Genomic DNA, 25719 nt, shown 5'->3' on the forward strand with positions numbered 1-25719 from the left:
GAGCGTTAGCTCGAGGAGGCTCACTGCGCTCCCACGGAAAGCGAGTGATTTCCCGGAGCTCTCAACGCTGTCACTCATAACGGAAACAGCCCGAATATCTCGAATCTGAGTCTTCCACTAAAGGGAGTTTTTGCTTGTGAATAGAGTTTCGCCGGTCTTAGCTTCATTAAAACTGTCCGCTATACCAGGAGAAGTAGCCGAATTTCACTGATACTGCTATGAGCAGACCTAGCATAGAAAACATGATGATAGGAAAAATCCAATCTTTTTTTGATATCGTGATTGGGCGGTAGTAAGTTCTATTCCGGTCACCGGTAAAACCCTTGGACTCCATGGCGACGGCTGTTCGCTCGGCTTTACGTATGGCACTGGCCAGCAGTGGTATAGCAAACCTTTTAAATTGCTGAAGTTTGGCTGGAAGGGAGGCCGCCTGATTCATTCCTCGTATACGATGCGCTGACCGTATATGCTGGAATTCATCTTTCATCATAGGTAAAAAACGATAGCCTGCTAGTATTCCATAAGCTAGTTTTGGTGGAAGCTTTAACTGCTGAATTAAACTGAGGATAAATAGAACCATATTCGTTGTGAAAACGAAAAGCAGTGATAGTGTCGCAAAGACTAGTATTCTCAGCGAAAGTGATATGGCTACGAGCAGGTCTTCTTTAGGTACCTCCCAGCCCAGAATCATAACTTGATCAGTTGGATTGTTAGGAACATCTGCAAATATAACTGTGCTCCAAAGCATTCCGAAAGCGAATAGGAGAAAAGAGAGAAAATAGATGATGTAATATTTTTTCCGAAAAGAGCCGAATAAAAATGTAATTAGCAGAGTCCAAGCAATATAGATTAATGGTGTAATCGGGTCAAAAAGAAAGGCGAGAACAAATACGAGACCTACGATCGTTAAAGCTTTTACACTAGGATTTACATTATGAAGGTACATAGGAATCCTTCCTTTTCTCCAGCATTCGTGCAAGATCAATGCGATTAGGATAGGTTAATTGAAAATCTCCAAGGTCGCCGCGTTCCCATAGCTCAGCTGGACTTGCTTCTACTGCAATACGTCCTTCATCCATTACAAGAACTCTTGTGGCAAACTGATCAACGAGATTCATATCATGAGTGATCATGACAATCGATGTTCCTTTGTTGTACTTATTCATTAATAGTTCCATAAGATTGTCTGTAGAAGCGGCATCCTGTCCGAATGTAGGCTCGTCCAGAAAGAGAAGGGACTGATCACTTGCGAGCATTGCCGCTACGCTTAGCCGCCTTTTTTGGCCTTGACTTAAAGCGAAAGGATGGTGATGTTTCCATTGTTCTAAATGAAATTGTGAAAGAACCTTTTCCGTTTTTCGTTCTGCCTCCTGGTTATTTGGGTACTTAATGCGAAGTCCAAAAGCTATTTCTTCATAAACTGAATCAGTTATGAACTGGTGCTCAGGATTTTGGAAAACGTAACCAAGCTTCTCGTATAAATGACGTTCTTTCCACTGGGAAAGAAGTTTTCCTTGAAAGGAAATTTTTCCTTTGGACGGTTTAGCGATACCGGCAAGTAAACGGGAAAGTGAGGTTTTGCCACTTCCATTGGCACCGACAATAGCGATAAACTCATGTTGATGTATTTGGAGAGTGATTGATTTGACTACTTTTTTCCATGAAACATTGTAGGCTTCTAAAAGCACGTCTCCTGGTTTATGCCGAGAAGCTGGATGACTCACATTTAATACCTCAGGTTTGTTTACATTAACAAGCTCTTCTAAATGTAAGGGAAGTCTGTGAAAAGCGATTTTTTTCTTTATGGCGGTCTGGGCAGCGAAGGGCATCCATATTCCCTGCTTTTGCAGCGATGCAGCATGAAGCTCCATCCCTTTACGAAGCGGTCCGTCATAGAGACAGGTTCCATCGCGTTGTAAAATAAACGCACGTTCTAATAAAGTCACCCAGTCGTCAAGCTGATGTTCAATGACAATCAGAGCGAAGTCCCTTTTGCGCTTCAAAGCGGATAATGTGACTACAAAGTCTTTTGAGGCAACTGGATCCAGGTTAGCTGTTGGTTCATCTAGTATAATTACTTCTGGCTCCATTGCTAATATACATGCCAAGGCCAGTTTTTGCTTTTGCCCGCCAGAAAGTTTGGAGATCTGTGCCGACTTGAATTCGAATAACCCTACTGAGTGTAAAACGTCATCGATTATAGCTTCCATCTCTTGCACAGGAATCCTTAGATTCTCTAGTCCAAAAGCAATTTCGTCTTCAACGGTCAGCATACAAAACTGGGTCTCGGGGTCCTGGAATACCACACCTACATGCTTACTTGCTGCGCCTGGTTGGAAATCTCGTGTGCTTTTTCCGTTAACGGTTACACTGCCTTTCATCGTCCCGTCCAGTTCTCTAGGGTAGAGACCGTTGAGACATTGGATCAATGAGCTTTTCCCCGAACCACTGGGGCCTAGAATCAGTACATTCTCGCATGCATGAATTTGAAAAGAAAGATTTATGAAAACCGGTCGTTCCATTTCCTCATAATAAAGGGAAAGGTTCTCGGCTCGAATAATTTCCTTGTTCATGCTGCATGCTTCCTTCGTTTTTCTTTTCCAAGAGCAAAGCTCGAAAGCACACCCGTTTTCGCTAGTGCATCACTCAGCCATTTCCCTAAAAGACCAGCTATCAAAGCACCACTAATCATACGGGTGAGAAGCATGGCGAATACGTAAGATGAGGTTAGTGCAGCGAACCCTGAAGTGAAATATCCCCAAACAAAGCTGAAAAGTGCAGCCATAATTCCCGCGAGCATGAGCACTTGTAGGTTGTAATATTTGTAACGGGTCAGTGCGAATGCCGATTCAGCCCCTAACCCCTGAATAATACCGCTTATGATCAACATAGGTCCTATAGCATTCCCGAGGAGTACTTCGACAGTGGCAGCAATCGTTTCTGATAAAAAAGCTGCTCCAGGTTTGCGTATGATATATGCAGCAATGATTGAGACGATAAACCAAATACCGAAAATCAAATCGTATCCGATAGGTCCAAATAAGCCGGCAAGAATTTTCCCTACAGGTAAAAAGGCTAGATAGACGACAGCAAAAACGACTGATAGCGCTGACATGACAACAATTTCTTTCAACCTCCATTGCTTCATGATGCATCCTCTTTATTCGATGGACTGTTCGCGGAAACCGTGACGGTCATGACCGTGTGAGACGAACCGCTCTTTTCCGTTTCTCTAAAAACATCTTCAAGCCCTGTGAAAATACTATGCGTATCGCCATCGAGACGAGTTGAATAGTGTGCTCTTGAAACGTCCACCCCGTTAGCTTCCATTCTCTCTATTTGACTGTAAATGGTGTCCATATAATCTCCGCCGCCCATTGGGTAGAGGGAGAACTTGGCTGCAATCTTTTGGTCAATTGAAATAGAATTGAGTTCATTCATCCGTTCTCTCGACTCCGTCATGAACGCATCACCCGAAGAATCTCCAGGACATCCTATCGAATACGTCCCTTGAAAAGCAACATGTACACCACGGTCCGCAATCGTAAGCAGGATAGCTTTAGTAACATCAAAAACATGCTCTATTCTTCCTCTTACGGTTGTGGTGACATCGTCGGTTTCCATCCATACTTTCGAAGTATCCACGTGTTCTAGACTTTCCAAAATATGTTCGATAAATTGATCGGACATCGGATGAACCGAAAACGAGCATCCGGCGATCCTTAAATTTCCACATTGTTCATTCATACTGAACCCTCCTTCGATTTTAAAACACAAAAAAACTGCACCCCATGGGAATGCAGTCTCCAATCGAAAAAGGTATAGACCTTCTTAGTTTCATTGAGAGTCGACTGCACTTCCCCACGCTAGTATTATCTAGTTCGGGTAGTAAGGGTCGGAGAATTCTCCTCTCAGCCGCATGATGCAGCTCCCCTAGTGCTTGACGTAACGTTATGCAGTTCGTGTTTCTTCACTATATCATAGAGTAAGTTTTTATTTTTGTAAACCGGTAGAAGGGGACTCATCTGAAGAATAGCCACGAGACATCACAACTAATGATGTTGTAATTTTCTGATTAATCCGTATAATTCTACTAAAATACAACTTGAAGGAGATAGACATATGAACACAACTGAAAACTTATATGAAGAATTACGAAATGCATTGAAGGAGCATCAAGTTTCTAAAAATGAGACTCTGATTGAACAACATAGTCATGATGAGTCTTACCATAAACCAAGTGCACCGGATCTTGTAATTTATCCTGAAAGTACAGAAGATGTCCAATTGGTTGTCAAAATTGCAAGCGTTTACGAAGTTCCTGTTGTGCCCTACGGACTAGGTACAAGCTTGGAAGGTCACACGATTCCATATGACCGCGGGATTACCATCGACTTTTCAGAGATGAATACTGTGATTGAGGTCCGTGAGAGTGATTTTCTCGTCAAAGTACAGCCGGGGGTGACAAGGTCACAGCTCAATAAAGAACTAAAAAAGTACGGCCTGTTTTTTTCTGTCGACCCAGGAGCAGACGCGACGCTCGGAGGGATGGCAGCTACAAATGCAAGTGGCACGACTTCAGTCAAGTATGGGGTCATGCGGGACCAGGTGCGAGATTTAGAGGTAGTTCTTGCTGATGGAGAGGTCATACATACAGGAAGTTTAGCTCAGAAATCTTCTTCCGGCTATAACCTGAATAGTTTGTTTGTTGGTTCTGAGGGCACTCTGGGCTGCATCACTGAATTAACTTTGAAGGTGTATGGCATTCCTGAGCATACAGTAGCGGCTAGGGCCTCCTTCCCGACCGTAGATGATGCTGTAGAAGCAGTGGTTTCCATACTGCAGGCTGGAGTTCCGGTGGCCCGGGTTGAACTTGTGGACGAGCCTTCGATGAAGCAGGCGAACATGTTCAGTGCTACCAATTACAAAGTGAAGCCTACGTTGTTTCTGGAGTTTCATGGCAACGAGCCCGGTCTAAAGCATGATGTTGAATTTACGAAAGAAATCGTTGAGGATCACCGTTGTGATGATATTCATTTTGAAGAAGATAACGCAGCGAGAAATAAGCTGTGGGAGGCGAGACATAATCTCGCTTATGCTTATGTACATGGCAACCCTGGCAAAAAGCTGATGGTGACCGATGTTTGTGTCCCGATTTCCGAGCTGGCTGGAGCTATTAAACACGCAAGGGAACAAGTAGACAAGCTTCAGCTGAACGGTGGAATCCTTGGCCATGTAGGGGATGGGAATTACCACATTCTACTTATGATGGACTTAAGTGACTCACAAGAAGTAAAGAATGCTGAGCATTTAAATGAGCAAATTGTAGAATATGCATTAGCGCGAGGAGGCACATGTACTGGAGAGCACGGTGTAGGGGTAGGCAAGATGAAATATCAGCAGAAGGAACATGGTCATGCTCTACAAATCATGGAAAAAATTAAACTGGCGCTTGATCCCGGCCAAATACTTAATCCGCACAAACTCGTCCATCAGAGGAGAGAAAAATCATGAAAATACTAGGGGCGGTCAGTAATGCAGCAGGCAAGTACTTTGCTTTCTGGGTTATTGGAGTTGCGGTTGTTGCTTATCTCATTCCTGATCCATTCCTGTTTTTAAATGGTTACATCACCATTTTATTAGGGGTTGTCATGTTCGGAATGGGGCTGACGTTAAAGCCGGTAGACTTCAAGTTGGTTCTTAGCAAACCACTTCCAGTCATTATCGGTGTACTGGCCCAATATTTGATTATGCCATTAATCGCCCTTGGTATTGCTTACGTATTAAGACTCCCTGGCGAACTAGCTGCTGGATTGGTATTACTAGGTTCAGTGCCGGGGGGGACCGCGTCAAACGTCATCGTATATTTGGCGAGAGGAAATCTGGCACTCTCTGTAGCGATGACCTCACTTTCTACTTTGCTCGCACCTATAGCAACGCCATTTATTCTACTGGCTCTTGCTGATCAGTGGCTGCCTGTTGACCCTTTAGCTATGTTCCTCTCTATTGTCAATGTCATTATTTTACCTATCACGCTGGGTATTATTATTAGAAGGTTATTTCCTGCAGCTGTTGATAAGAGCACTACGGCCATTCCCCTTATTTCTGTGGTGGCGATCATTGTCATCGTTTCAGCTGTAGTTTCAGCTAATGTTGAAAGCATCGCAACATCCGGGTTACTTATATTCACAGCGGTAATGCTTCATAATCTTTTAGGTCTGCTTCTTGGTTATACAGCGGCAATGCTGATGAGACTGGATGAGAGTAAACGCCGAGCTATATCAATTGAAGTCGGTATGCAGAATTCCGGACTTGGGGTAGCTTTGGCAACGGCTCATTTTGGTCCATTAGCAGCGCTGCCAAGTGTAATAGCGGCTGTCTGGCATAACATTTCAGGACCGATTTTAGCGACGATATGGTCAAAGAAACCTGTTGAAAAAGAGGAGGACACCCCGGTAAATCCGATTGTACCCAACGTCAGAAAAACTGGGAGTAAGTAAATTATATGACGCATCTTCTTATATGTGAGGAGATGGAGCTGTATTAATAATGCAGCAAAGTGACAGGAAATAAAAAAACAGACAAGTTTATACACTGTCTGAGGAAATTTAGCGAAATATAAGGAATGAGAGAAAAATCCCACAAAAAAAGACGGGGTTACCGTCTTGTTCTTACTAAAATTAGTAAGTAATTACCAATACTAATTCATCAATTTTCTGAAAAATGGAAATAATTACACATACTATAATGAACTTGTGCTATACTCTAATCGCAGGTCCTGTATCAGAATGAGTTAAACCTCTTAAAAGGAGGTGATCGCCTGTGAGCCCGTTTGAAGCAATAAGCGTAATGTTAAGCTTTGGAATGCTGATAGCGGTTTTAATTCACCACAAGCAATAGAAAGTATCAACTCATTCTGAATCATCCCAAGGTGTGAGGGCACCTTGGTTTTTATTTTTCATAACAATTATATCTTTAATTCTACATGATATCAAGTAGCTCAAAGTTCATAATTGAAATACATTGATCTATTCTGACTATTATTGAAGCTTGAAGTTGTGATGGATTCAGAGTCTTTGTCTACAGTAATAAGATATGAAAGAAAGTAAGAAAAATACCTATTGTACATAAAGTCTCGAAGAAAGGAGCTTTTTATGCAAGGGGTCATAGTTTCATGGAGCGGCGGAAAAGACAGTGCATTAGCTCTTTATAAGTTATTGAATTCCGATGAATATCGAGTGGAAGGTTTGCTATCCACTACTTCTTCAGAAAGTGAGCGGTTACCTGTTCACGAAGTAAGAAGAGAATTGATTAAAAAGCAAGCAGAATCCTTAGATTTACCGCTTTTTGAGGTCCAATTACCATCAAACGCTGATAATGAAACATACGAACATACTCTTTCTCAACAGTTCGCTAAGTTTAAGGAACAAGACATAGAAATGATCGCTTTTGCCGATTTATTTTTGCAAGATATTAGAGAGTTTAGGGAAAAGCTTCTGGAGCGTTGCGGCATGAAGGGGGTCTTTCCTTTATGGGGGATTGATTCAAGCGACGCAGCTTCTGACATTATTGAAGTAGGAATTAAAACGGTAGTTATTACCGTGGACACAGAGAAGCTTTCACCGAAAATGTTGGGCAGGTCTTATAGCGCCGGTTTTCTTAAAGAGCTTCCTGATGATATCGATCCGTGCGGAGAGAATGGGGAATTTCACACGTTCGTTTATGATGGGCCACTGTTCAATGAGCAAATAAATGTTATTGCAGAAAGCGTGTTTGAAACAATGAACGGACGTTTTGCTCACATAGAATTAAGATACAGGAGTTGAGCTGACTATATCTTGTCTTCATACATTTAGTGTGGTAATATTTTTCCAATAGAGGTGTGTACATTATGAACAAATTGAGAAATTTATCCGTACAATCACATCATCATATCCATTAGCCTTGCTATCCGATTGAAATTGAATCGTTTATAGGAAGGCTATTTATAATGAACCGCATGAATGGAGTTTTAACTCTTAATTCGTGCGGTTCATTTTTTATTTGCAGAGCTCTGTTTAATGAAAGCTATTTTTAAGAGGAGGAATGGAAATGAAGAAGATGGACTATCAAAATGTAAAAGGGACTAAGGATTTTTTGCCGGGAGAAGAAATCGTAAGAAGAAAAGTAAGAAGAACACTGGAAGATGTGTTCATACAATATGGCTGTCAGCCGCTTGAAACACCGATCTTAAACTATACAGATCTCTTGGCTTCTAAATATGCTGGAGGGGCAGAGATTTTAGAAGAAATGTATCAACTGTCAGATCGAGGGGAGCGGGAATTGGCACTGCGATACGATTTGACCGTTCCTTTCGCAAAAGCAGCAGCCATGAATCCCTCTTTGAAGCTGCCGTTTAAGAGGTATGAGATAGGTAAAGTTTTCAGGGACGGCCCTATCAAAACGGGAAGACTTCGTGAATTCACTCAATGTGATGTAGATATAGTGGGAGTAGAAACACAAATGGGCGAAGCAGAGTTAATGATGATGGCTGCAGATTCATTTAAAAAATTGGAAATGAACGTAACGATCGAATATAACAACCGCAAGTTGCTCAATGGACTGCTGAGTTCTTTTGGAATCCAGGCAGACGATCGAGAATCCGTTATTCTCACGCTTGATAAATTGAACAAAATAGAAGTGAAAGGAGTAATAACTGAGTTAAAGGAAAAGCAGGTTTCACCACAGGCCATATCTAAAATTGAAAACTTCTTGAATACAGAAGATAATAAAGAGGTTGGCTACTTTGAGTCTTACACTGGTTTAAATGAAGAACTTGACCAAGGTATCAAAGAATTGAAGGAATTAAAAGGCTTTATCGAATATGCGGGCTTACAAGGGCAATGTATATTCAACCCTTTTTTAGCTAGAGGATTAGAAATTTATTCAGGGACCGTGTACGAAATCTTCATACAAGGTTCAGGATTCACCTCGAGTATAGGCGGAGGCGGCAGATATGATAATGCCATAGGTGGATTAATCGGTACAGAAGAGACTTTTTCTACAGTAGGAATTTCGTTCGGGTTAGATGCTGTTTGTGCCGCAATGAAAGAAGGAGCTTCTTCGGGTATCACGAATGTAGCAGTCATTGATAGTTATGTTATCCCTTTGAGCAGAGAGAAAGAAGCTTTGTTAGTCGGAAGGAATTTAAGAGAAAAAGGTGAAAATGTTGAAGTCGATCTATCAGGGAAAAAATTGAACAAAGCCATGAAAAGAGCGAACGAACTTAAGGTACGTAAAGTAGTAATCGTTGGGGACGATGAAGTACTTAAAAAGCAAATTAATATAAAGGATATGGAGAGTGGGGCAGAGAGAACTGAATCATTTTCCTTTTGAATGAGAGTGAAAGATTCAACAAACCAGAATAGGAAACTTTAGAAGTCCAAATTTTTGAATTTAATAAAAAGGCATGAACCTATAGGCTTCTCTTCATAATAAGAGGGAAGGGAGGCGTAGTTATGGGAAAAGACCGACAAGAGAAAAAGCTGAAGAAATCCAGAAAAGTGGAATCGGATCGCGACCAAAGTATAGCGTATCCAGGGGCCACTAAGATGGAGAGTTCTGATGAAGAGAGAAAAGAAAGGTAACTGAAAAGAGCGGCCTCTACATCACTAGAGGCCGCTCTTTTTAATTGTTTTGTATAGGACAAACTCGGGGCGGGAGATGCTAATGTGTAAGGAGGGATTTCTCATCATGATGGATATTTCTGATGCTTTAACGATAATGATTAATTTCAGCATATTAGTGATTGCCATTTTGAAGTTCCACGACCATGATCAAGGGTGATTAGTGAAACAGCCTGTGCTCCCCATTATCACATTATTATTTAGATTTCGTCCCACCATTTTATTGTTTTTAATTTTTTCTTCTTTGACGGTAAATGAAGTTAGCAATCAAATTAGCAGGTAATATGATATGGTTTCCTTGTAAATGAAAATGAGTCAATTGTGTTCCTAAGGGTTTATCATCATAATATTCCTGCTGGCTCTTCTCACCCACATCCTCCGATAGGTTTTTTTAGTAAATGTATTGTACTGGTATAAATACTAAATTAATAAACCCGAAGATCGCTAAGAGCATTCCGACGACAAGTAAAATAAATAACACTCCTTTTATTCTTAATATTCCCTACAGATGACCAGTATTGAACGTTTCGGTTTCTTATTTAAAGTTCCATTATATTGAACACTCAATTTCGAGACTTTTGCGTGCAGATATGGTGGCTTTAGGAACCGGATCGTTTTCCGTGAAAATGTGGTGAGATCCTGTAAAGCTAAGTCCGAGGAAGCTCACTGCATTTCCTAAAACCACTGTTCACTTATTACGATCACGAAGCTGGATATTATTGAATTTTAACCTTCAATTATTCGGTCGTATATTTGAAAACTCTTTTGTGAAGTCATCATCAACGATAAAAAAAGACCTCCCTGAAAACTTTCAAGGAGGTCTCTTACATTATTTATTCATCATCAACAATCGGGTAAACCCCGTTTTCATCATGAGTTTCTGTACCAGTGATCGGCGGATTGAATACGCAAACCATGCGCATGTCTGTATTTGCACGAAGAAGATGCTCATCATTTTCGTCCAAGGCATAGATTTCGTTGGCTTTGATCGGCCACACCTTTCCGTCTTTTACTGTTTCTACTTCGCCGTCACCCTCAATGCAGTACACAGCTTCAAGGTGGTTTTGATACCAAATGTGAGTTTCAGTTCCTGCTTTGATTGTTGTGTCATGGACGGAATATCCCATACCGTCTTTTTTAAGCAATAAGCGACGGGACGTCCAGTTATCGCCTTTAACTTCGTTCTCTGTACCTAGTACATCTTCTAGTTTTACGACTTTCATGAATATAGCCTCCAATTCCTGTTGTATGGTTTATTGTGATTTAAATTAGGATGATACTAAATCTTTTTCTTTTGCTATAGATTTTACAGATTCTTCAATGATGGTAAATCCTTGTTCTAATGCTTTTTCATCAATATTGATCGGTGGGAAAAGCTTGAATACTTCATCATCTGCTCCAGCTGTTTCCATAATCAAACCTTTTTCAAAGGCCAGCGCGGCTACCTTTTCTGAGAATCCTTCTACAGGAGAAGAAATTCCTTGCATGATCCCGCGTCCTTTACGGTACCCTTCCATTTCAGGATATTTTTTCACTAAACCCTCTAGAAATTCAGTGATTTTCTCTGCTTTATCCTTAATGCTTTTCTCGAAACTTGGATCATCCCAGTAGTTCAGAGCTTCAGTTGCTGTAACGAACGCCATATTGTTTCCGCGGAATGTTCCATTATGCTCACCAGGAGCCCATACATCATGCTCTGGCTTGATCAGTGTAATTGCAAATGGCAGTCCGTAACCTCCGATTGATTTGGATAGACAAACTACATCCGGAGTAATGCCAGCAGGTTCAAAGCTGAAGAACGTACCCGTACGGCCGACACCAGCTTGAACATCATCAATAATGAGGAAGATGCCCCAGCGTTTACAGATGGTATCAAGCTTCTTCAGCCATTCATTACTTGCTGTATTCAGGCCTCCTTCTCCTTGGACCGTTTCTAAAATTACAGCTGCTGGAATTTCCACACCGCTGCCGCCATCTTCAAGGTAACGTTCCAAATAATCGAGAGAGTCGGAAGTTTCATCCATATAATGGTCATAAGGCATAGTTACCGTATTGTGCAATGGTATCCCTGCGCCTTTACGCTTGAATGAGTTTCCTGTAACAGAGAGCGCACCGATCGTCATACCGTGGAACCCGTTCGTAAAGCTAATCACCTCGGTACGTCCAGTCACTTTACGTGCTAATTTAAGAGCTGATTCCACCGTATTTGTACCCGTCGGTCCAGGGAACATTACTTTATAATCCAAATTACGTGGTTTTAGAATGACTTCATTTAGTTTATTCAGAAAGTCTTTCTTGGCTGTAGAAGCCATATCAAGACTATGGGTAATGCCATCATCCGTAATATATTCAATCAGTTTCTTCTTCATGTTAGGGTCGTTATGGCCATAGTTCAATGCGCCAGCCCCACTGAAAAAGTCTAGATATTCTTTTCCATCTACGTCCCACATCTTATGGCCTTGAGCTTTGTTAAAGATGGTTGGAAAGCTGCGGCAATAAGAGCGTACCTCTGATTCAAGTTGTTCAAATACGGTTAAATCGTTTTTCATTTCAAAAAAGCCTCCTTGATTCATTAATTGAATTTTTCCGAAGTTCTATTTGGAAAATGGTCCGATTCTATACGTCAATTCTTCTTCATGTTCATCACCAGGGAAAAGGTCTTCTGAGAAACACTCAGAGACGTTACACTCTGTATCGTGGTCTCTGGCTAGTCGTTTAAATAGTTTTTGAGAAGCTTTATTGGTTGGTGTAACGGTTGCTTCTACATATTGGACATCATTACAGCTCTCTCGCTTCAACAGTTCATTCAATAAGCGAGAGGCAATGCCTTTTCCACGCTGTGATTCATCTGTACCAATCTGCCAAATAAACAATACATCACTTTTCTCAGGTGGAATAAATGCTGTTACAAACCCGACGACTTTCTCGTCTTCTTTGGCGACAATACATGTCTCTGCAAAGAATTCACACATCATTATATATTTATAGGGTGAATTTTGATCGAGGGATGAGTTGTCCACGAGCTCCCACATTGCAGAGCCGTCTTCAACTGTGGGTTTTTGGAAGGTTAACGTTTCATCAATTCTTGTGATTGTAGCTGTATTACGATTCATAGAAGATCACCTGTTTTATATTGAAAGTTTTGATGACAATGGCCTCCTTTTAATTTTCCAATCACATGACAATTATTCCAGACTCATTTTTAGCTAAATCTGGTAGTTGTCAATATTTATATAATAGTGTGGTCTGAGAATATTATCAAACCAGCTTAGTGTCTAAAAAACGGCTTTAAACCCGATAAATGGACTTAGCACACACTCTGCAGGTGTTCCTTCTAGTTTACTTAAGCATTGTTAAGTATCCATAAGATTTTAAATAAATTGGCAATTTTAATTTTTTCGAATTGTTCTACAACCCTATGTGTATCAACGGGTTTGGGAGATTGAGCGACAAAGCGCAGAATGAGAACATTGAAAGCGGTTTTTGGGCACATTCCAGTGTGAATTTAATTTTGGCAACATTCTCTGTGTCAAACATGCATTTAGATTGTATTGATAACAGGTCTGTAACCGCTTTATCATAGAGTTACACAAAGAAAAAACGAAACGAGGAGAGTTAACATGGCTGAACAAAGTCAAAAGTCAGGTGTGAGAGCCAAAAAGTTCGGTACTTTCCTTAGTAGAATGATTATGCCGAACATCGCGGCTTTCAATAGCATGGGGGATTATTACAGCATTATTTATAGAAACAGGCTGGCTGCCAAATGCCGATTTAGCTCAAATGGTTGAGCCGATTTTATTATATTTACTTCCTATTCTTATAGCTTTTACTGGTGAGGAACCGACTTACTTAGCAGAAGTAATAGCAGCAGCCCTGCAGTTTAATGATCCAAATGATGAAGAATCCCGTGAAATTCAGCAATCGATTCAGGAAATTGGTACGATTGATACATTGAAAAAAATCGCTGAACTGCCTGAAGGTCATGCAATTTTAAAACTTGTGGAAAAACAACTGAATTAGAATAGACAGCAAGGGCGGACTTCTCAGGCCCCCTTTGCTTTTTTATTATTTGCTCTATTAGTTGTGATTGTCGTTTTTCCTAAAAAAAGTTATTTAACAATATGGCAGGATAGTTGGAGACTTGAATTCGAGATATCCGGGGTTCGTTGCCATTTTGAGTCTTCAACATAAGGGAGGTTACGTGAATATCGAAAAGGGAAAATTATCAGAGCCTTATTATTTGAAATAGAAGGAAAATACATCATTTATAAAGAATGGTAGTAATAGAGAAGAAGGTAAGTCAATAGAATATAAATGTATAACAAGGTGGAGTACACGTGACAAAAATTGCAGTAATATCTGATATTCATGGAAACAAAACGGCATTAGACGAAGTCCTGAAAGATATTCGGAAAAGAGGAATACAGCGCATTTTCTGTTTGGGAGACTTGATAGGAAAGGGACCTCAAGGTTCGGAATGTATTCAAGCCGTAAAAAACAATTGCGATCATGTCGTCCGCGGAAATTGGGACGTCTTTATACAGGCACCGGCTGAAAATGATTTTATACAATGGTTTCAGGATCGACTGACTAAGGAGGATTATAAATACCTGGCTTCTCTTCCGTTCCATATCGATGTAGAACTAAATGACTGTTTAATACGACTGTTTCATGCTTCGCCCCGAAGTGAGTTTGAAAGGATCCTCCCTTTTCATCCTGTGGAGAAACAGCTCTCATTATTTGAAAATAGTGAACAGACAGGAAACACGAAGGCACCTGATATCGTTTTCTATGGAGACATTCATACGACATTTTTGCGCACCTATAGTCGCGGCATTTTGTGTAATCCTGGCAGTGTGGGAAATTCATTGGATTTAACTTCAGCTTCCTACGCCATTATAGATGCTTCATATGGCCATCCTGCAATTCAATTCATCAGGGTCGACTATGATCAGGACAAGGAACTGGAAATAGCCCGTAAAGCTGACTTACCCGACTATGAGAAATATAAAAATGAGATTGTACATGCTCAATACCGTAATGCTTGATTTCTTATTAAGAGAGCCAACAAATCTATCATATTCCATTCACTCTTATTCTTGGCAGGCACAGGACTTTTCATTGCTGCCATCAACCAGGATAATTTATTAATTATAATTTCGTCTATTTTGGTCATGCTGTCGGCCCTGAAAGACATTATTAGGAAATCGATTCAGAAAAAGGAACAGAACAACGAAGGAAATTATTCTTAGATTTCATTCAAATGGAGGGTGTTTCTATGAGGTTTGCCGTCAACTATTCACCAGAAGCCCAGCGACTAGCTGAAAAATCCTTGATTGATTTTGATCTCTTCAAATGCCCTGACTTTGATGACCAGCTTATTCAAACTGCTGAAAAAAGCAGGCCAGCTTATGTGCATTTTGACTTGAATGCAGGGGAAGATAAGTTAGGGTCGTCGGATTGGAATAAAGTAGAACGATTAGCTGAACAAACGAATACTCCATATATTAATTTACACTTGGTCGCTCATTCAAAAGATTTCCCATCCATTAGCAGCGGCAGTTTAAATAAGCAGGATACCAAAAAGATATTGAATCTAGTGACAAAAGATATAGGGCTGGCAGTAGATCGTTTTGGTGCAGAACGAATTATCCTTGAAAATGTGGTGTACCGCGATTTAAATAGTGATATGCTTCTTGCCATCGTCACTCCCGAGCTTATTTCTGACATCGTTTATGAAACAAAATGCGGCCTGCTTCTGGATATCGCCCACGCGCAAATGACCTGCCATTACTCAGGGGCAGATGTGTATGACTATCTTAGCCGTTTTCCTATGGATCGACTGAAAGAATTACATATTACAGGAATTCAAAAAAAGGACGGAAAATATAGAGATAGTATGCCGATGACAGAGGAGGACTGGAAGCTGGCTGAGTGGACTATGAAAAACATCAAACAAGGGTTGTGGGCGGAGCCATGGGCCGCCTCTTTCGAATATGGAGGGGTTGGTCCTATTTTTGAGTGGAGGACGAATGCAAAAGTCATAGAGGAACAAGTGCCGAGATTGTATGATGTGGTCAAAAAGTAAATCAACAAAATACCAAAAAACAAATACTCAAGTTGTATTTGTTTTTTTGGTATTTTGGTTTGAATGATCAAGATTTAGGGTTTAGTAAAGTATCTAGTTCAATCCCACTAGAAAACCGGTACATTCTTTCCATATTATTTGATGCATTAGTGGAGGAAGTTTGGTCTTATGGTGAAGAACGCGGCAAAGACTTTTTCTCAAATATCGTCGGTGATGCTGATTACCTGCAAAAAACAGGGAACCGTTTAATTACTTCCGGTCATGCATTTGAAGATGGAAACGAGCTGCACAGCCGTATCTTAGAAACGACAGATAATCAAGAAGCGGAAGTTGTTTATGAATTGAAGGTGACTGGTTTCAAAGAAGGTGAAAGCCGACAGGTGTATCGCTCGGAGCGTATGCCTCTTTATCCGGAAAATTGGGAGATCGAATGGAGTGAATGAATTATGTGAACGGAAACGGACGGAAACTTTACACCTTCCTGTTTCATGTAAATATTTACATGAAACAGGAAGGTGGTTAATAATGTGTTGTTAGTATATTTATGTAAGTTATTAACTGGAGGTGCAAATTTACATGAAAAATTGGCTGCTGAAACTAGGTACAATATTGTTTGCTATGAGTCTGCTTGCTGCTTGTGGGGGCGAAGATCAAGAAGATAATGATACGGAAGAAGATATGGAACAGGAAGACATGGAAGACAGCGAATCTGAAGAGGAGGAGGAAGAAGATTAATGATAAAGAAAAAGGACTTGAGCTTTGTATAGCTCAAGTCCTTTTTAATATTATTTGTTGTTCTCACGGTTATCCCATTCTTCATCGGTAGGAGGAGAGGTCCTCTTAATGAAGATGGATAGAATAATAGCGATGAATGAGAGAGCGGTTACGACTAGGAAAGCGACGTTGACACCGTGAATCTCAGGGTTTGAGACGCTTTGCTGCTGGGCAGTTGTTTGAGCGGTTGTCGTCATGACAGTCACTAAAATCGCTGTACCTATGGAAGCTGCGATTTGTCTCATCGTATTGCTCATAGCCGCTCCGTGAGGAATCAGCTTTTGCGGTAATTCATTCAAACCGGCTGTAGTAACCGGCATCATAACCATAGAAAGACCGAACATTCTAATAGCATACATTACGGTTAAGAAAGTCAGCGTTGTCGTCGTATCTAAAAATGAAAGTGCAAGTGACGCTCCCGTAATGAGAATCAGTCCGGTAATTGCCAGGAAACGGGCCCCTATCTTATCAAAAATACGGCCGGTAATCGGTGACATCAATCCTGAAATCACTGCACCGGGAAGTAGTACAAGCCCTGATTCAAACGCAGTGAAATCACGCATATTCTGCATATAGAGCGGAATCAGAGTTTCTGCACCAATCAATCCCATGAATACGATCATCGCTATAATCGTAGTAATCGTAAAGGTGCGTAATTTGAATACCCTGAATTCGAGCATAGGATGATGCATTTTCAGCTGGCGCAGGATGAAGAATAGCAATGTCACGATCCCGAGCAGAAGCACACTGACTGTTATTGGACTTCCCCACCCATTATTGCCGGCGCTTGTAAAACCGTAAAGCAGACTTCCAAAGCCAATAGAAGATAAAATAATCGAGAGAATATCCACTTTTGGTCGTTTCAGTTCAGTGACATTTTTCAAAATATAATAAGCCACGATGATAATGATAATAGCTAGCGGCAGTATAAACCAGAAGAGGTACCGCCACGTGTAATTAGCTGTCACCCAGCCGGATAGAGCAGGACCGATCGCTGGTGCAAAGGAAATAACCAGTCCAATATACCCCATTGCAGCCCCGCGTTTATGGACAGGGAATATCAATAGGAATACAGTTTGCATCAACGGGAGCATAACACCGGCTCCAGCAGATTGAATAACTCTTCCCAACAGTAAAAATTCGAAGTTAGGAGCGATCCCGCCAACAACAGTCCCTACCGCGAAAATACTCATTGCCGTCATAAATAACTGACGAGTGGTAAACCTTTCTATTAAAAAGGCACTGATAGGAATCATAATTCCATTAACAAGCATGAAAACAGTGGTCAGCCATTGACCTGTATTCGCAGATATATTCATTTCTTCCATAATAGGAGGGATTGCTGTAATCATTAAGGTCTGGTTCAGAATAGTGATAAATGACCCGGCAATAAGCAGCCCTGCTATTAGTACTTTATTGTAGTCTTGTGACATGAACAAACCTCCTTTTCAATGTATTCATTTATTGAATGTATTCTTAAATTTAGTTAGAAACCTAATGAAAAATTATACGCCTGCCATAAGCAGGATACAACTATGTTGATTAGAAAAATCATAGGTTCATAGATTAGGAGCTTGAGTGCAGGAATCGTAAAGCGCTGAAACGAATGTTTATATAAATAAGAGGTAGATAAGGAGTGTTCGTGTGGAGTTCTATGGACCAGCTGCATATGAAAATAATAATTTCTTTCAAAACTATTTAAGACGAAGGAATCGCAAAGAAAGTCCGAATAATGCAATAGAAAAACCGATCATTTTTGAGTTGATAAAAGATATTAAGAACAAGCACATATTGGATTTGGGGTGCGGTGACGGCCGTTTTGGAATCGAATTAATAGAAGAAGGGTGTCAAACGTTCAGAGGGATAGACGGTTCATTGAATATGATCGAAGAAGCATCAAATAACCTGAACGGGACGAATAGCATACTCGAAAATAAAAGACTGGAAGAATGGAGGTCTGATGGAAAGAAATACGACATAATCGTTTCAAGGATGGTTTTGCATTACATAGAAACGCTGCCCCTGCTTTCAAACGAAATTAACCGTGCTATGAAAAAAGATGGGATGTTCGTATTCAGTGTCCAGCATCCTACGCTGACAGCTTCCACGAAAAGCGCAAACGAAAACACCCAGCGCACAGACTGGGTGGTGGATGATTATTTTCTTCGAGGGAAACGGGAAGAAACGTGGATGGGCAAAAAAGTCATTAAATTTCATAGACCTTTTGAAGATTACTTCCAAATGCTTTGTAAAAACTGGTTTTAAAATAATAGATGTCAGAGAGGGGACGCCTGAAGCGAACTACTTTGATACCTTAGAAGAATACAAAAGACGAATGAGAGTACCGCTATTTTTAATATTTTCCTGTTCAATAGCATAGTAAATGGCAGGTAATGACTTGATAAGCTGAAGTCAGGGCGGACGGATATGTAGAGCTGGCGGCAGGGAGAGAATTAGTAGAGGAAACCGGATAATTGCAGGGAAGATGGATTTTGCAGGTTAATAGCCTGATAGAAAAAGGGATGTTATTGACTGAATTGTTGAAAATTGAATTTGCGTTTTACAAGAATGAATAAGGAATTTAGAATTTCTTGATAATCGCTTTTTCTAAACCATCTTCCATTAATAAGTGCTTGGCTAAAAAGATGATAGATGACTTACTTTCTTCGAAGATTTACTGCACTTCATTAACGGGCGGCTAAAAGCTGAGGCTGCTGACTGATCTTACGTAAAATATACAACTGTTCCTGCTTAGATAACATCCTCCAATTGCTTACTTTGATTTTCATTTTTAATCTCCTCCATGATGGATTTATTAACTCGTATAGTAGGGTATACCGTCATTTCGAAAAAAATAAACAACAAAAATATCTACATTCTTCTGAAGAAATCGAGTTTGCTTAAGCCTTTTTGTCTTTATAACGTCTGAGGGAATGGATATTGGAGTATTTTGAAAGATGTGAGACTTGAGTAGTGTGAGTGGGAATATACGGCGGTTTTCTTTAAAAGATGAAGGGTGGTGAACGGTTATTATAAGAACAGAAAGGATCATAGTTTTTCAATCATTTTTAACTGAGTTTATAACCTCCAGTAAATGAGGATGTTAACTTTTTGTATCCTTTAATATTGGAAATAGAGACTGTGGAAAAATGATCTTAAACAAACTGGCAGGATACTTTAAGACTCAGTTTCGAGATAACCAGGGTTCGTGTCCGCAATGAGAGTCTGGTGTGGTTGGGAAGCTACTCGCTTTCCTGTGGGGGAAGTGGCGAGCTTCCTCGGGCTTGCAGCCCTGTGGGATCTCGCCTACATCCTTCTCCCACGGGAGTCTCGCAGCTTCCCAACCACACTAGGAGATGAACGAACCCCCTTATACTGTTCTTTGAATTATTTTTATCTCCGCCATCTCAGTCCAGTCCATACGCCGCTGAACGAAGTGCTTCTGCTTTCAAAGATAGGAGCCTCGCAGATTCCTAAAACCCCTAACTTATATCACGGGACGGAACTATGAAATGAGAAGCAGAACCTCTCTTGTACCAACGTTTGCAGAATAATTCAACCGGTTGTTTTAGAAAAACTAACTATCCAATAGGCTTTTCATTTCTATGAAAGTAAGCTAGAAATGAACCTTTTTTGCAAGAAGGTGCGTTTTCTTTATCCATGTTCGTTTTTTGGTGAGCATTTGTTTATAGGGCTAAACCGCTCAATATCAAGTTTTTATCATAACGGTAGCGCAGCATCTGACATCCTGAAACCGGTGTTTCCGTACCCCCTAATCATCGCAAAGAGCTCCGGGAAATTGCGAGACTCCTGTGGGAAAAGAGTGCTTGGTGAGACCCCGGAGAGCGTTAGCTCGAGGAGACTCACTGCGCTCCCACGGAAAGCGAGTGATTTCCCGGAGCTCTAAACGCTGTCACTCATAACGGAAACAGCGCGAATACCTCGAACCTGAGCCTTCCACTAAAGGGAGCTTTAGTGGAGCAACTTGAATTGAACATTTAATAAGCTTGGTTGAAAAAAGGAATAAGCCTTTGAGTATTTTAAAACCAATTCTTCTTCAAAACTAAAAAATGACTATGCACCATAGTATTATTTCGAAAGTAATCCTAACCCGATAGAATTCATTTCCGTTTTTTTTGAGTTCCGGCCGTATATACCCGTATAAATTTCCCTCGCTGAAATGAGCACAGATCAGAAATAAAAACTTCAAGTGATACTCCCCTAAAGGACTGAAATACCTTTATAACCGCGTAAATCCATTAAAAACATAATCTTTGAAAAAAATAATTGCTACCCGTTGACTTCTAAAAATATCTATGTATAATTATAAACAATTAGTAATAAACATACAGTGACAATAAAAAAACAGATTCGAAGACGAAGAGAGTAAATGTGAAGAGAATGTAAGCGAGCCGGGAGTGGTGGAAGCCTGGTATTCAAAACGCATTGAACCGCACTTCAGAGAAGTTTTGGTGAATAAAGTAGCCAGAGCCGGGAGCCCCCGTTAACAGCATCGAGTTGGTCTATTTTCATAGACAATTAGAGTGGTACCGCGGACAAAGGTTATAAAGTCCGTCTCTTACATGGTAAGAGACGGACTTTTTTATTGGAAAATATACGGAAATTACACAAGGAGGCATTTACTATGACAAAACCAAAAGTAGTATTAGCATATTCAGGCGGACTGGACACATCGATTTCGGTGAAATGGATTCAAGAGAAATACGGGTATGATGTAATTGCTCTTGGACTCGATGTGGGCGAAGGGAAGGATCTTGAGACCATTCGCCAGAAAGCGCTGGATGTCGGGGCTATTAAGGCGATCATGGTAGATGCAAAAGAGATGCTTGCTAAAGATTATCTTATGCCAGCTTTAAAAGCGAACGCACTTTATGAAGGTAAATATCCTTTATCCTCAGCATTGTCTCGTCCTTTAATTTCAAAACTTCTTGTCGACGTAGCTGAACAGGAAGGCGCAGTAGCAGTGGCGCACGGATGTACTGGGAAAGGGAATGACCAGGTAAGATTCGAGGTTTCTATCCAGGCGTTAAATCCTGACTTAGAGGTCATCGCACCTGTTAGAGAATGGGGGATGACGCGTGATGAGCAGATCAAATATGCAGAGGAAAAAGGAATACCGATTCCTGTAAACCTTGAGAATCCTTTCTCTATTGATGCGAATATCTGGGGGCGTGCTTGTGAAGCAGGGGTTCTGGAAGATCCGTGGATGGAAGCACCGGAAGCTGCATATGCTTGGACGAATCCGATAGAAAAAACACCAGATACTCCAGATACTATTGAACTGGAATTTGAAAAAGGCGTGCCGGTCGCTCTTAATGGAAAGCCGATGGATCTTGTTGCTCTTATTGAGAAATTAAATGATTTAGGCGGGTTGCATGGAGTCGGCCGTATTGATCATACGGAAAATCGTCTAGTTGGCATCAAATCAAGAGAAGTTTATGAAAACCCTGCAGCGATGATTTTGATTAACGCTCATAAAGAACTTGAATTCCTAACATTAACGAGAGAAGTTTCTCAATATAAAGTCAATGTGGAACAGCAAATGTCCAAGATGATTTACGACGGCTTATGGTATTCACCATTGCAGCCAGCGCTGCAGGCTTTCATTGAAGAGACGCAGGATGTTGTGACTGGAACGGTCAAAGTGAAGCTTTTCAAAGGTCACTACAACGTTACTGGCAAAAAATCCCCTGTCAGTCTTTACAATGAAGAGCTTTCTACGTATTCTAAAGACGATGCCTTTGACCACAATGCAGCCGTAGGATTCATTAAACTATGGGGTCTGCCGACAAAGGTAAACGCTGATGTCCATAAGGCAGAAGCAATTAAAGCAAAGAAAGTGCCGGTGAGTATGAATGAGTAAGCTTTGGGGTGGAAGATTTACAAAACCGACGGATAAACTGGTCGAAGAGTATACCTCTTCGATCGGTTTTGACGTTAAATTAGCATTACAAGATATACAGGGCAGTCAGGCTCACGTGGAAATGCTTGGCAAGTGCGGCATCATCGCGGAAGAGGAAGCTGCTCAAATTAAAGAAGGCCTGCAGATTATACAAAAGAAAATCGAAAATGAGGAAGTTGAATTTTCGGTAGCTCATGAAGATATTCACATGAATATCGAAAAGCTTCTTATTGATGAAATTGGTCCTGTAGGAGGCAAGCTTCATACGGGAAGAAGCCGTAATGATCAAGTGGCTACTGATATGCATTTGTATTTAAAAGAAAAGACGAAGCACTTGATCAGTCTGCTTGAAGCGGTGCAGAAGTCGCTGACAGATCAGGCGGAGCAGCATGTGGATACGATCATCCCTGGTTATACCCATTTGCAGCGCGCCCAGCCGGTTTCCTTCGCGCACCATTTATTAGCCTATTTCTGGATGTTCGAGCGTGATAAGGAGCGTCTGCAGGATAGTATTAAACGGATCGATTGGTCCCCACTAGGGGCGGCGGCTCTTGCAGGAACGCCATATCCAGTCGATAGAAAAATGGCGGCTGAGTCGCTTGGATTTGAGAACGTTTATCCAAACTCATTAGACGCAGTCAGCGATCGTGATTTCATTTTGGAATTTTTGTCGATCTCGTCCATTTTAATCACCCATATTTCAAGACTTTCTGAAGAACTGATTCTTTGGGGAAGCCAGGAATTCAATTTTGTGGAGCTGGATGATGCGTTTTGTACGGGTTCCAGCATTATGCCTCAGAAGAAAAATCCGGATGTGCCTGAGCTGCTTCGTGGGAAAACGGGCCGTATCTATGGAAACCTGATGGGGCTGCTGACGTTGCTGAAAGGTCTTCCTCTTGCGTATAACAAAGATATGCAGGAAGATAAAGAAGGAATGTTTGATACGGTGGAAACACTTGATGGTGCGTTATCACTGCTGGCTCCGATGCTTGCATCTATGGAAGTCAAATCTGACAATATGCGTCAGGCGGTAAATGAAGATTATTCCAATGCGACGGATATCGCTGATTATTTAGCCGTAAAGGGCCTTCCATTCCGTCAAGCGCATGAGGTGATTGGACAGGTAGTACTTTACGCCATCGAGAACAAAAAATATTTGCTTGATTTATCGTTGGAAGAATACAAAAAGTTCTCGGATTTGTTTGAAAGTGATATATACGAAAAGTTAGCCCCAGACAATGTGGTGGCTGCTCGCTCAAGCGAGGGCGGCACTGGATTTGAACAGGTTAAGGAACAGCTTGCGCTTGCTAAAAAGCATTTATAACGATATGGGTCTTTTTGTGGAATAATCTAAATATTGTTGACTTTCCAATTCTTGGTTTGTATCATGACTAATAACTTCATACTCTTGATTTATCTACTCTTATTTAGAGCAGGCTGAGGGAATTGGCCCTTTGACGCCCGGCAACCGGTCTTTAGACACGGTGCTACTTCCAACGGACTTTGATCCGATAGATGAGAAGGTGAAGCATAATCTTCTGCCTCTTTCATGTTGAAAGAGGCTTTTGTGTGGAATGAAAGTTTTTGTTCAATAAGAGGAGGTACCTTTGATGAGTGTTGTTATTTTAGATGGTGTCAGAACGCCTTTTGGTAAATGGAAGGGCGCATTAACTAAATTAAGTGCAAAGGATTTGGGTGTCCAGGCAGTGAAAGAATTGGCTCAGCGTGTTCCGGAAACGAAAGAAGCGGATGGAGTGATTCTAGCTCAAGTTCTTCAAGCGGGGCAAGGGCAAAATCCTGCTCGTGCTGTTGCTGTGCAATCTGACATCTCAGGGTCCGTGCCCGCGATTACCATTAACAATGTATGTTTAGGGGGGCTGGCTTCTGTAGCTGATGCCACCAGAAGGATCCACTTAGGTGAAGGTGAGATATATGTTGTAGGCGGCTTTGACTCTATGACGAATGCTCCCCACGTAAGTACCATCAGAAATGGTTCAGGAGCTGGACCCGTTGAATTTACGGACTCATTAATAAATGACGGACTGTGGTGTTCCTTGACGGATTCGTCTATGGGAGAGCTGACGGATCAACAAAATGAAAAATATGCGGTCACACGTGAAGAACAAGATGAATTTGCTCTGAACTCTCACCTGAAAGCAGCTGATGCTCAGCAAAAAGGAAATTTTGAGGGAGAAATTATCAGTGTGCAAGCGGGGAAAGAGAAAATTTCTGAAGATGAAGGCATCCGCCCAAATTCCAGCTATGAAAAGTTGAGCACGTTGAAACCGGCTTTTCGTAAAAATGGAACGGTCACGGCAGGGAATGCTTCTCAAATGTCCGATGGGGCCAGTGTAGGTGTGGTGGCTTCTGAAGAGTATGCCAAGCAAATTGGAAGGACACCACTTGCTCGTATCATTGGGTGGTCAGAAACAGCGGGCCCGGATTCTAGTCTTCATACGAAACCGTCAGATGCTATTTCTAAGCTGTTAAGACGGAATGGGCTGGGTAAAGATGATATTGACCTTTACGAGATAAATGAAGCTTTTGCGAGTGTTGCCATTGCAAGCATGAAAGAGTTAGAGCTTGATCCTGGCAAAGTGAATGTCAACGGTGGTGCCATCGCTCTTGGACACCCTCTCGGAGGTACTGGTTTCAGGCTTGTGTTAACGGTGGTGCATGAATTAAAACGCCGTGGCGGAGGACGAGGCATCGCATCTCTATGCGGTGGAGGCGGCCAAGGATTCGCTGTGTTAGTAGAAGTGCCTTCGGAATGGAAGTAATATGAGGCTGTCTGTATTTTCCTAATAAGTTATAGTTATGGTGTTTTTGGGAATACGTACTATTAGAGGTATGAAACCTTACACTAACTTTTTTAGGAGAGGATTGAAGTAATGACTAAGCATATTGAAGCATTCTTTCGTACGGAAAATGATGCCGAAAGTGCAAAAGCTGAATTACAAAAGTTATCTACGCAAAACGAAATGGTAGAACCTATTCCTGAACAGTCGCGTTTAACTGGAGTCGTTCCTGTATTGAATCAAAGCCAATCAAGTGGGGGAGTAGCTGCCGGAGGAGTTGCGGGTTTCGGTGATTTTTTGAAATCTGATAAGAATACATCCAGAGAAGATACCCCTTCAGACGTTGAGCATTTGACCCATTTGCTTCATTTTGATGTGAAAGATGACGAGTATCAGGAAGCTCTTTCTATCCTGAAAAATCACGACGGTCATATGGATGAAGAAAAAATTTAAAGTTATTTACAGTGCTTT

General features: G+C 41.2%; 25 protein-coding genes, 1 pseudogene, 2 riboswitches and 1 other annotated feature. Of the genes and pseudogenes, 17 read left to right on the forward strand and 9 right to left on the reverse strand.

Annotated features, from left to right (window positions below):
- Positions 1 to 166: 166 nt before the first annotated feature.
- From O2Q26_RS17370 to O2Q26_RS17385, 4 genes are read right to left on the reverse strand one after another with little or no spacing between them, the layout of a single operon-like run.
- The gene (locus tag O2Q26_RS17370) at positions 167 to 946 is read right to left on the reverse strand and encodes an energy-coupling factor transporter transmembrane component T family protein (RefSeq protein WP_289217092.1); all 780 of its coding nucleotides are present in this window, start codon (positions 944 to 946) and stop codon (positions 167 to 169) included.
- Positions 933 to 2573: an ABC transporter ATP-binding protein gene (locus O2Q26_RS17375; protein ID WP_289217093.1), complete on the reverse strand. Its 1641-nt coding sequence runs from the start codon at positions 2571 to 2573 to the stop codon at positions 933 to 935. Before O2Q26_RS17375 ends, O2Q26_RS17370 begins: the two co-directional genes overlap by 14 nt.
- Positions 2570 to 3148 (reverse strand): ECF transporter S component, encoded by a 579-nt coding sequence (locus O2Q26_RS17380; RefSeq protein WP_289217094.1) that lies wholly within the window; start codon positions 3146 to 3148, stop codon positions 2570 to 2572. Before O2Q26_RS17380 ends, O2Q26_RS17375 begins: the two co-directional genes overlap by 4 nt.
- On the reverse strand, positions 3145 to 3747 hold the full coding sequence (locus tag O2Q26_RS17385) for a YkoF family thiamine/hydroxymethylpyrimidine-binding protein (RefSeq protein WP_289217095.1): 603 nt from the start codon (positions 3745 to 3747) through the stop codon (positions 3145 to 3147). Before O2Q26_RS17385 ends, O2Q26_RS17380 begins: the two co-directional genes overlap by 4 nt.
- 94 nt (positions 3748 to 3841) lie before the next feature.
- Positions 3842 to 3945, reverse strand: a riboswitch (TPP riboswitch).
- 177 nt (positions 3946 to 4122) lie between these two features.
- On the opposite strand from O2Q26_RS17385, the gene O2Q26_RS17390 reads away from it, so the two are divergent.
- The 7 genes from O2Q26_RS17390 to O2Q26_RS17415 all read left to right on the forward strand — a co-directional run bounded on the left by O2Q26_RS17390 (position 4123) and on the right by O2Q26_RS17415 (position 9825).
- Positions 4123 to 5514: an FAD-binding oxidoreductase gene (locus tag O2Q26_RS17390; RefSeq protein ID WP_289217096.1), complete on the forward strand. Its 1392-nt coding sequence runs from the start codon at positions 4123 to 4125 to the stop codon at positions 5512 to 5514.
- Positions 5511 to 6500 (forward strand): bile acid:sodium symporter family protein, encoded by a 990-nt coding sequence (locus O2Q26_RS17395; RefSeq protein WP_289217097.1) that lies wholly within the window; start codon positions 5511 to 5513, stop codon positions 6498 to 6500. The genes O2Q26_RS17390 and O2Q26_RS17395 overlap by 4 nt, the downstream gene beginning before the upstream one ends.
- Positions 6501 to 6822: 322 nt before the next feature.
- A complete protein-coding gene (locus O2Q26_RS19110) occupies positions 6823 to 6900 on the forward strand; it encodes a putative holin-like toxin (protein ID WP_352232265.1) in 78 nt (25 codons plus the stop codon).
- Positions 6901 to 7154: 254 nt separating this feature from the next.
- Positions 7155 to 7826, forward strand: coding sequence for a Dph6-related ATP pyrophosphatase (locus O2Q26_RS17400; RefSeq protein WP_289217098.1), 672 nt, complete (start codon positions 7155 to 7157; stop codon positions 7824 to 7826).
- A 265-nt stretch (positions 7827 to 8091) separates the two neighbouring features.
- Positions 8092 to 9375 carry a histidine--tRNA ligase gene (locus O2Q26_RS17405; protein WP_289217099.1) on the forward strand — a complete coding sequence of 428 codons (1284 nt, stop codon included), beginning with the start codon at positions 8092 to 8094 and terminating at the stop codon, positions 9373 to 9375.
- A gap of 122 nt (positions 9376 to 9497) precedes the next feature.
- A complete protein-coding gene (locus tag O2Q26_RS17410; RefSeq protein ID WP_289217100.1) occupies positions 9498 to 9626 on the forward strand; it encodes a YpzI family protein in 129 nt (42 codons plus the stop codon).
- 106 nt (positions 9627 to 9732) lie between these two features.
- Entirely contained in the window at positions 9733 to 9825 is a 93-nt protein-coding gene (locus O2Q26_RS17415) for a putative holin-like toxin (RefSeq protein ID WP_289217101.1), read from the forward strand.
- 69 nt (positions 9826 to 9894) lie between these two features.
- Here the strand turns inward: O2Q26_RS17415 and O2Q26_RS19115 are convergent, their stop codons facing one another.
- The 4 genes from O2Q26_RS19115 to ectA form a co-directional block, all read right to left on the reverse strand.
- The gene (locus O2Q26_RS19115) at positions 9895 to 10038 is read right to left on the reverse strand and encodes a DUF3949 domain-containing protein (protein ID WP_352232263.1); all 144 of its coding nucleotides are present in this window, start codon (positions 10036 to 10038) and stop codon (positions 9895 to 9897) included.
- A 460-nt stretch (positions 10039 to 10498) separates the two neighbouring features.
- Positions 10499 to 10888 carry an ectoine synthase gene (locus O2Q26_RS17420; RefSeq protein ID WP_188377659.1) on the reverse strand — a complete coding sequence of 130 codons (390 nt, stop codon included), beginning with the start codon at positions 10886 to 10888 and terminating at the stop codon, positions 10499 to 10501.
- A 45-nt stretch (positions 10889 to 10933) separates the two neighbouring features.
- Complete coding sequence (ectB, locus tag O2Q26_RS17425) at positions 10934 to 12214, reverse strand: diaminobutyrate--2-oxoglutarate transaminase (protein WP_289217102.1); 1281 nt, start codon at positions 12212 to 12214, stop codon at positions 10934 to 10936.
- Positions 12215 to 12259: 45 nt separating this feature from the next.
- Positions 12260 to 12778: a diaminobutyrate acetyltransferase gene (gene ectA, locus O2Q26_RS17430; RefSeq protein ID WP_289217103.1), complete on the reverse strand. Its 519-nt coding sequence runs from the start codon at positions 12776 to 12778 to the stop codon at positions 12260 to 12262.
- A gap of 507 nt (positions 12779 to 13285) precedes the next feature.
- Here ectA and O2Q26_RS17435 point away from each other — a divergent pair.
- From O2Q26_RS17435 to O2Q26_RS17455, 5 genes and pseudogenes are all read left to right on the forward strand, one after another.
- Positions 13286 to 13514: pseudogene (locus tag O2Q26_RS17435) on the forward strand (PTS mannitol transporter subunit IIBC); the annotation flags it as partial.
- Positions 13515 to 14002: 488 nt separating this feature from the next.
- Complete coding sequence (locus O2Q26_RS17440; protein WP_289217104.1) at positions 14003 to 14713, forward strand: metallophosphoesterase family protein; 711 nt, start codon at positions 14003 to 14005, stop codon at positions 14711 to 14713.
- A gap of 230 nt (positions 14714 to 14943) precedes the next feature.
- The gene (locus tag O2Q26_RS17445; protein WP_289217105.1) at positions 14944 to 15753 is read left to right on the forward strand and encodes a multinuclear nonheme iron-dependent oxidase; all 810 of its coding nucleotides are present in this window, start codon (positions 14944 to 14946) and stop codon (positions 15751 to 15753) included.
- A 59-nt stretch (positions 15754 to 15812) separates the two neighbouring features.
- Complete coding sequence (locus O2Q26_RS17450; RefSeq protein WP_289217106.1) at positions 15813 to 16196, forward strand: aryl-sulfate sulfotransferase; 384 nt, start codon at positions 15813 to 15815, stop codon at positions 16194 to 16196.
- A gap of 133 nt (positions 16197 to 16329) precedes the next feature.
- Positions 16330 to 16488, forward strand: a complete 159-nt coding sequence (locus tag O2Q26_RS17455; RefSeq protein WP_289217107.1) for a hypothetical protein — start codon at positions 16330 to 16332, stop codon at positions 16486 to 16488.
- 50 nt (positions 16489 to 16538) lie between these two features.
- Here the strand turns inward: O2Q26_RS17455 and O2Q26_RS17460 are convergent, their stop codons facing one another.
- The gene (locus O2Q26_RS17460; RefSeq protein WP_289217108.1) at positions 16539 to 17960 is read right to left on the reverse strand and encodes an MDR family MFS transporter; all 1422 of its coding nucleotides are present in this window, start codon (positions 17958 to 17960) and stop codon (positions 16539 to 16541) included.
- Positions 17961 to 18171: 211 nt separating this feature from the next.
- Here O2Q26_RS17460 and O2Q26_RS17465 point away from each other — a divergent pair, with 211 nt between their 5' ends.
- The 5 genes from O2Q26_RS17465 to O2Q26_RS17485 all read left to right on the forward strand — a co-directional run bounded on the left by O2Q26_RS17465 (position 18172) and on the right by O2Q26_RS17485 (position 25701).
- Complete coding sequence (locus tag O2Q26_RS17465; protein ID WP_289217109.1) at positions 18172 to 18792, forward strand: class I SAM-dependent DNA methyltransferase; 621 nt, start codon at positions 18172 to 18174, stop codon at positions 18790 to 18792.
- 2100 nt (positions 18793 to 20892) lie between these two features.
- Positions 20893 to 21110, forward strand: a binding site (T-box leader).
- A gap of 62 nt (positions 21111 to 21172) precedes the next feature.
- Positions 21173 to 22411, forward strand: a complete 1239-nt coding sequence (locus O2Q26_RS17470) for an argininosuccinate synthase (RefSeq protein ID WP_289217110.1) — start codon at positions 21173 to 21175, stop codon at positions 22409 to 22411.
- A complete protein-coding gene (gene argH / locus O2Q26_RS17475; RefSeq protein ID WP_289217111.1) occupies positions 22404 to 23774 on the forward strand; it encodes an argininosuccinate lyase in 1371 nt (456 codons plus the stop codon). Before O2Q26_RS17470 ends, argH begins: the two co-directional genes overlap by 8 nt.
- Before the next feature lie 96 nt (positions 23775 to 23870).
- Positions 23871 to 23972, forward strand: a riboswitch (SAM riboswitch).
- 88 nt (positions 23973 to 24060) lie between these two features.
- Complete coding sequence (locus tag O2Q26_RS17480; RefSeq protein ID WP_289217112.1) at positions 24061 to 25230, forward strand: thiolase family protein; 1170 nt, start codon at positions 24061 to 24063, stop codon at positions 25228 to 25230.
- Positions 25231 to 25341: 111 nt separating this feature from the next.
- Positions 25342 to 25701, forward strand: coding sequence for a hypothetical protein (locus O2Q26_RS17485; RefSeq protein ID WP_289217113.1), 360 nt, complete (start codon positions 25342 to 25344; stop codon positions 25699 to 25701).
- Positions 25702 to 25719 lie beyond the last annotated feature (18 nt).

The organism is Halobacillus campisalis (assembly GCF_030345335.1).
GTDB lineage: Bacteria > Bacillota > Bacilli > Bacillales > Halobacillaceae > Halobacillus_A > Halobacillus_A campisalis.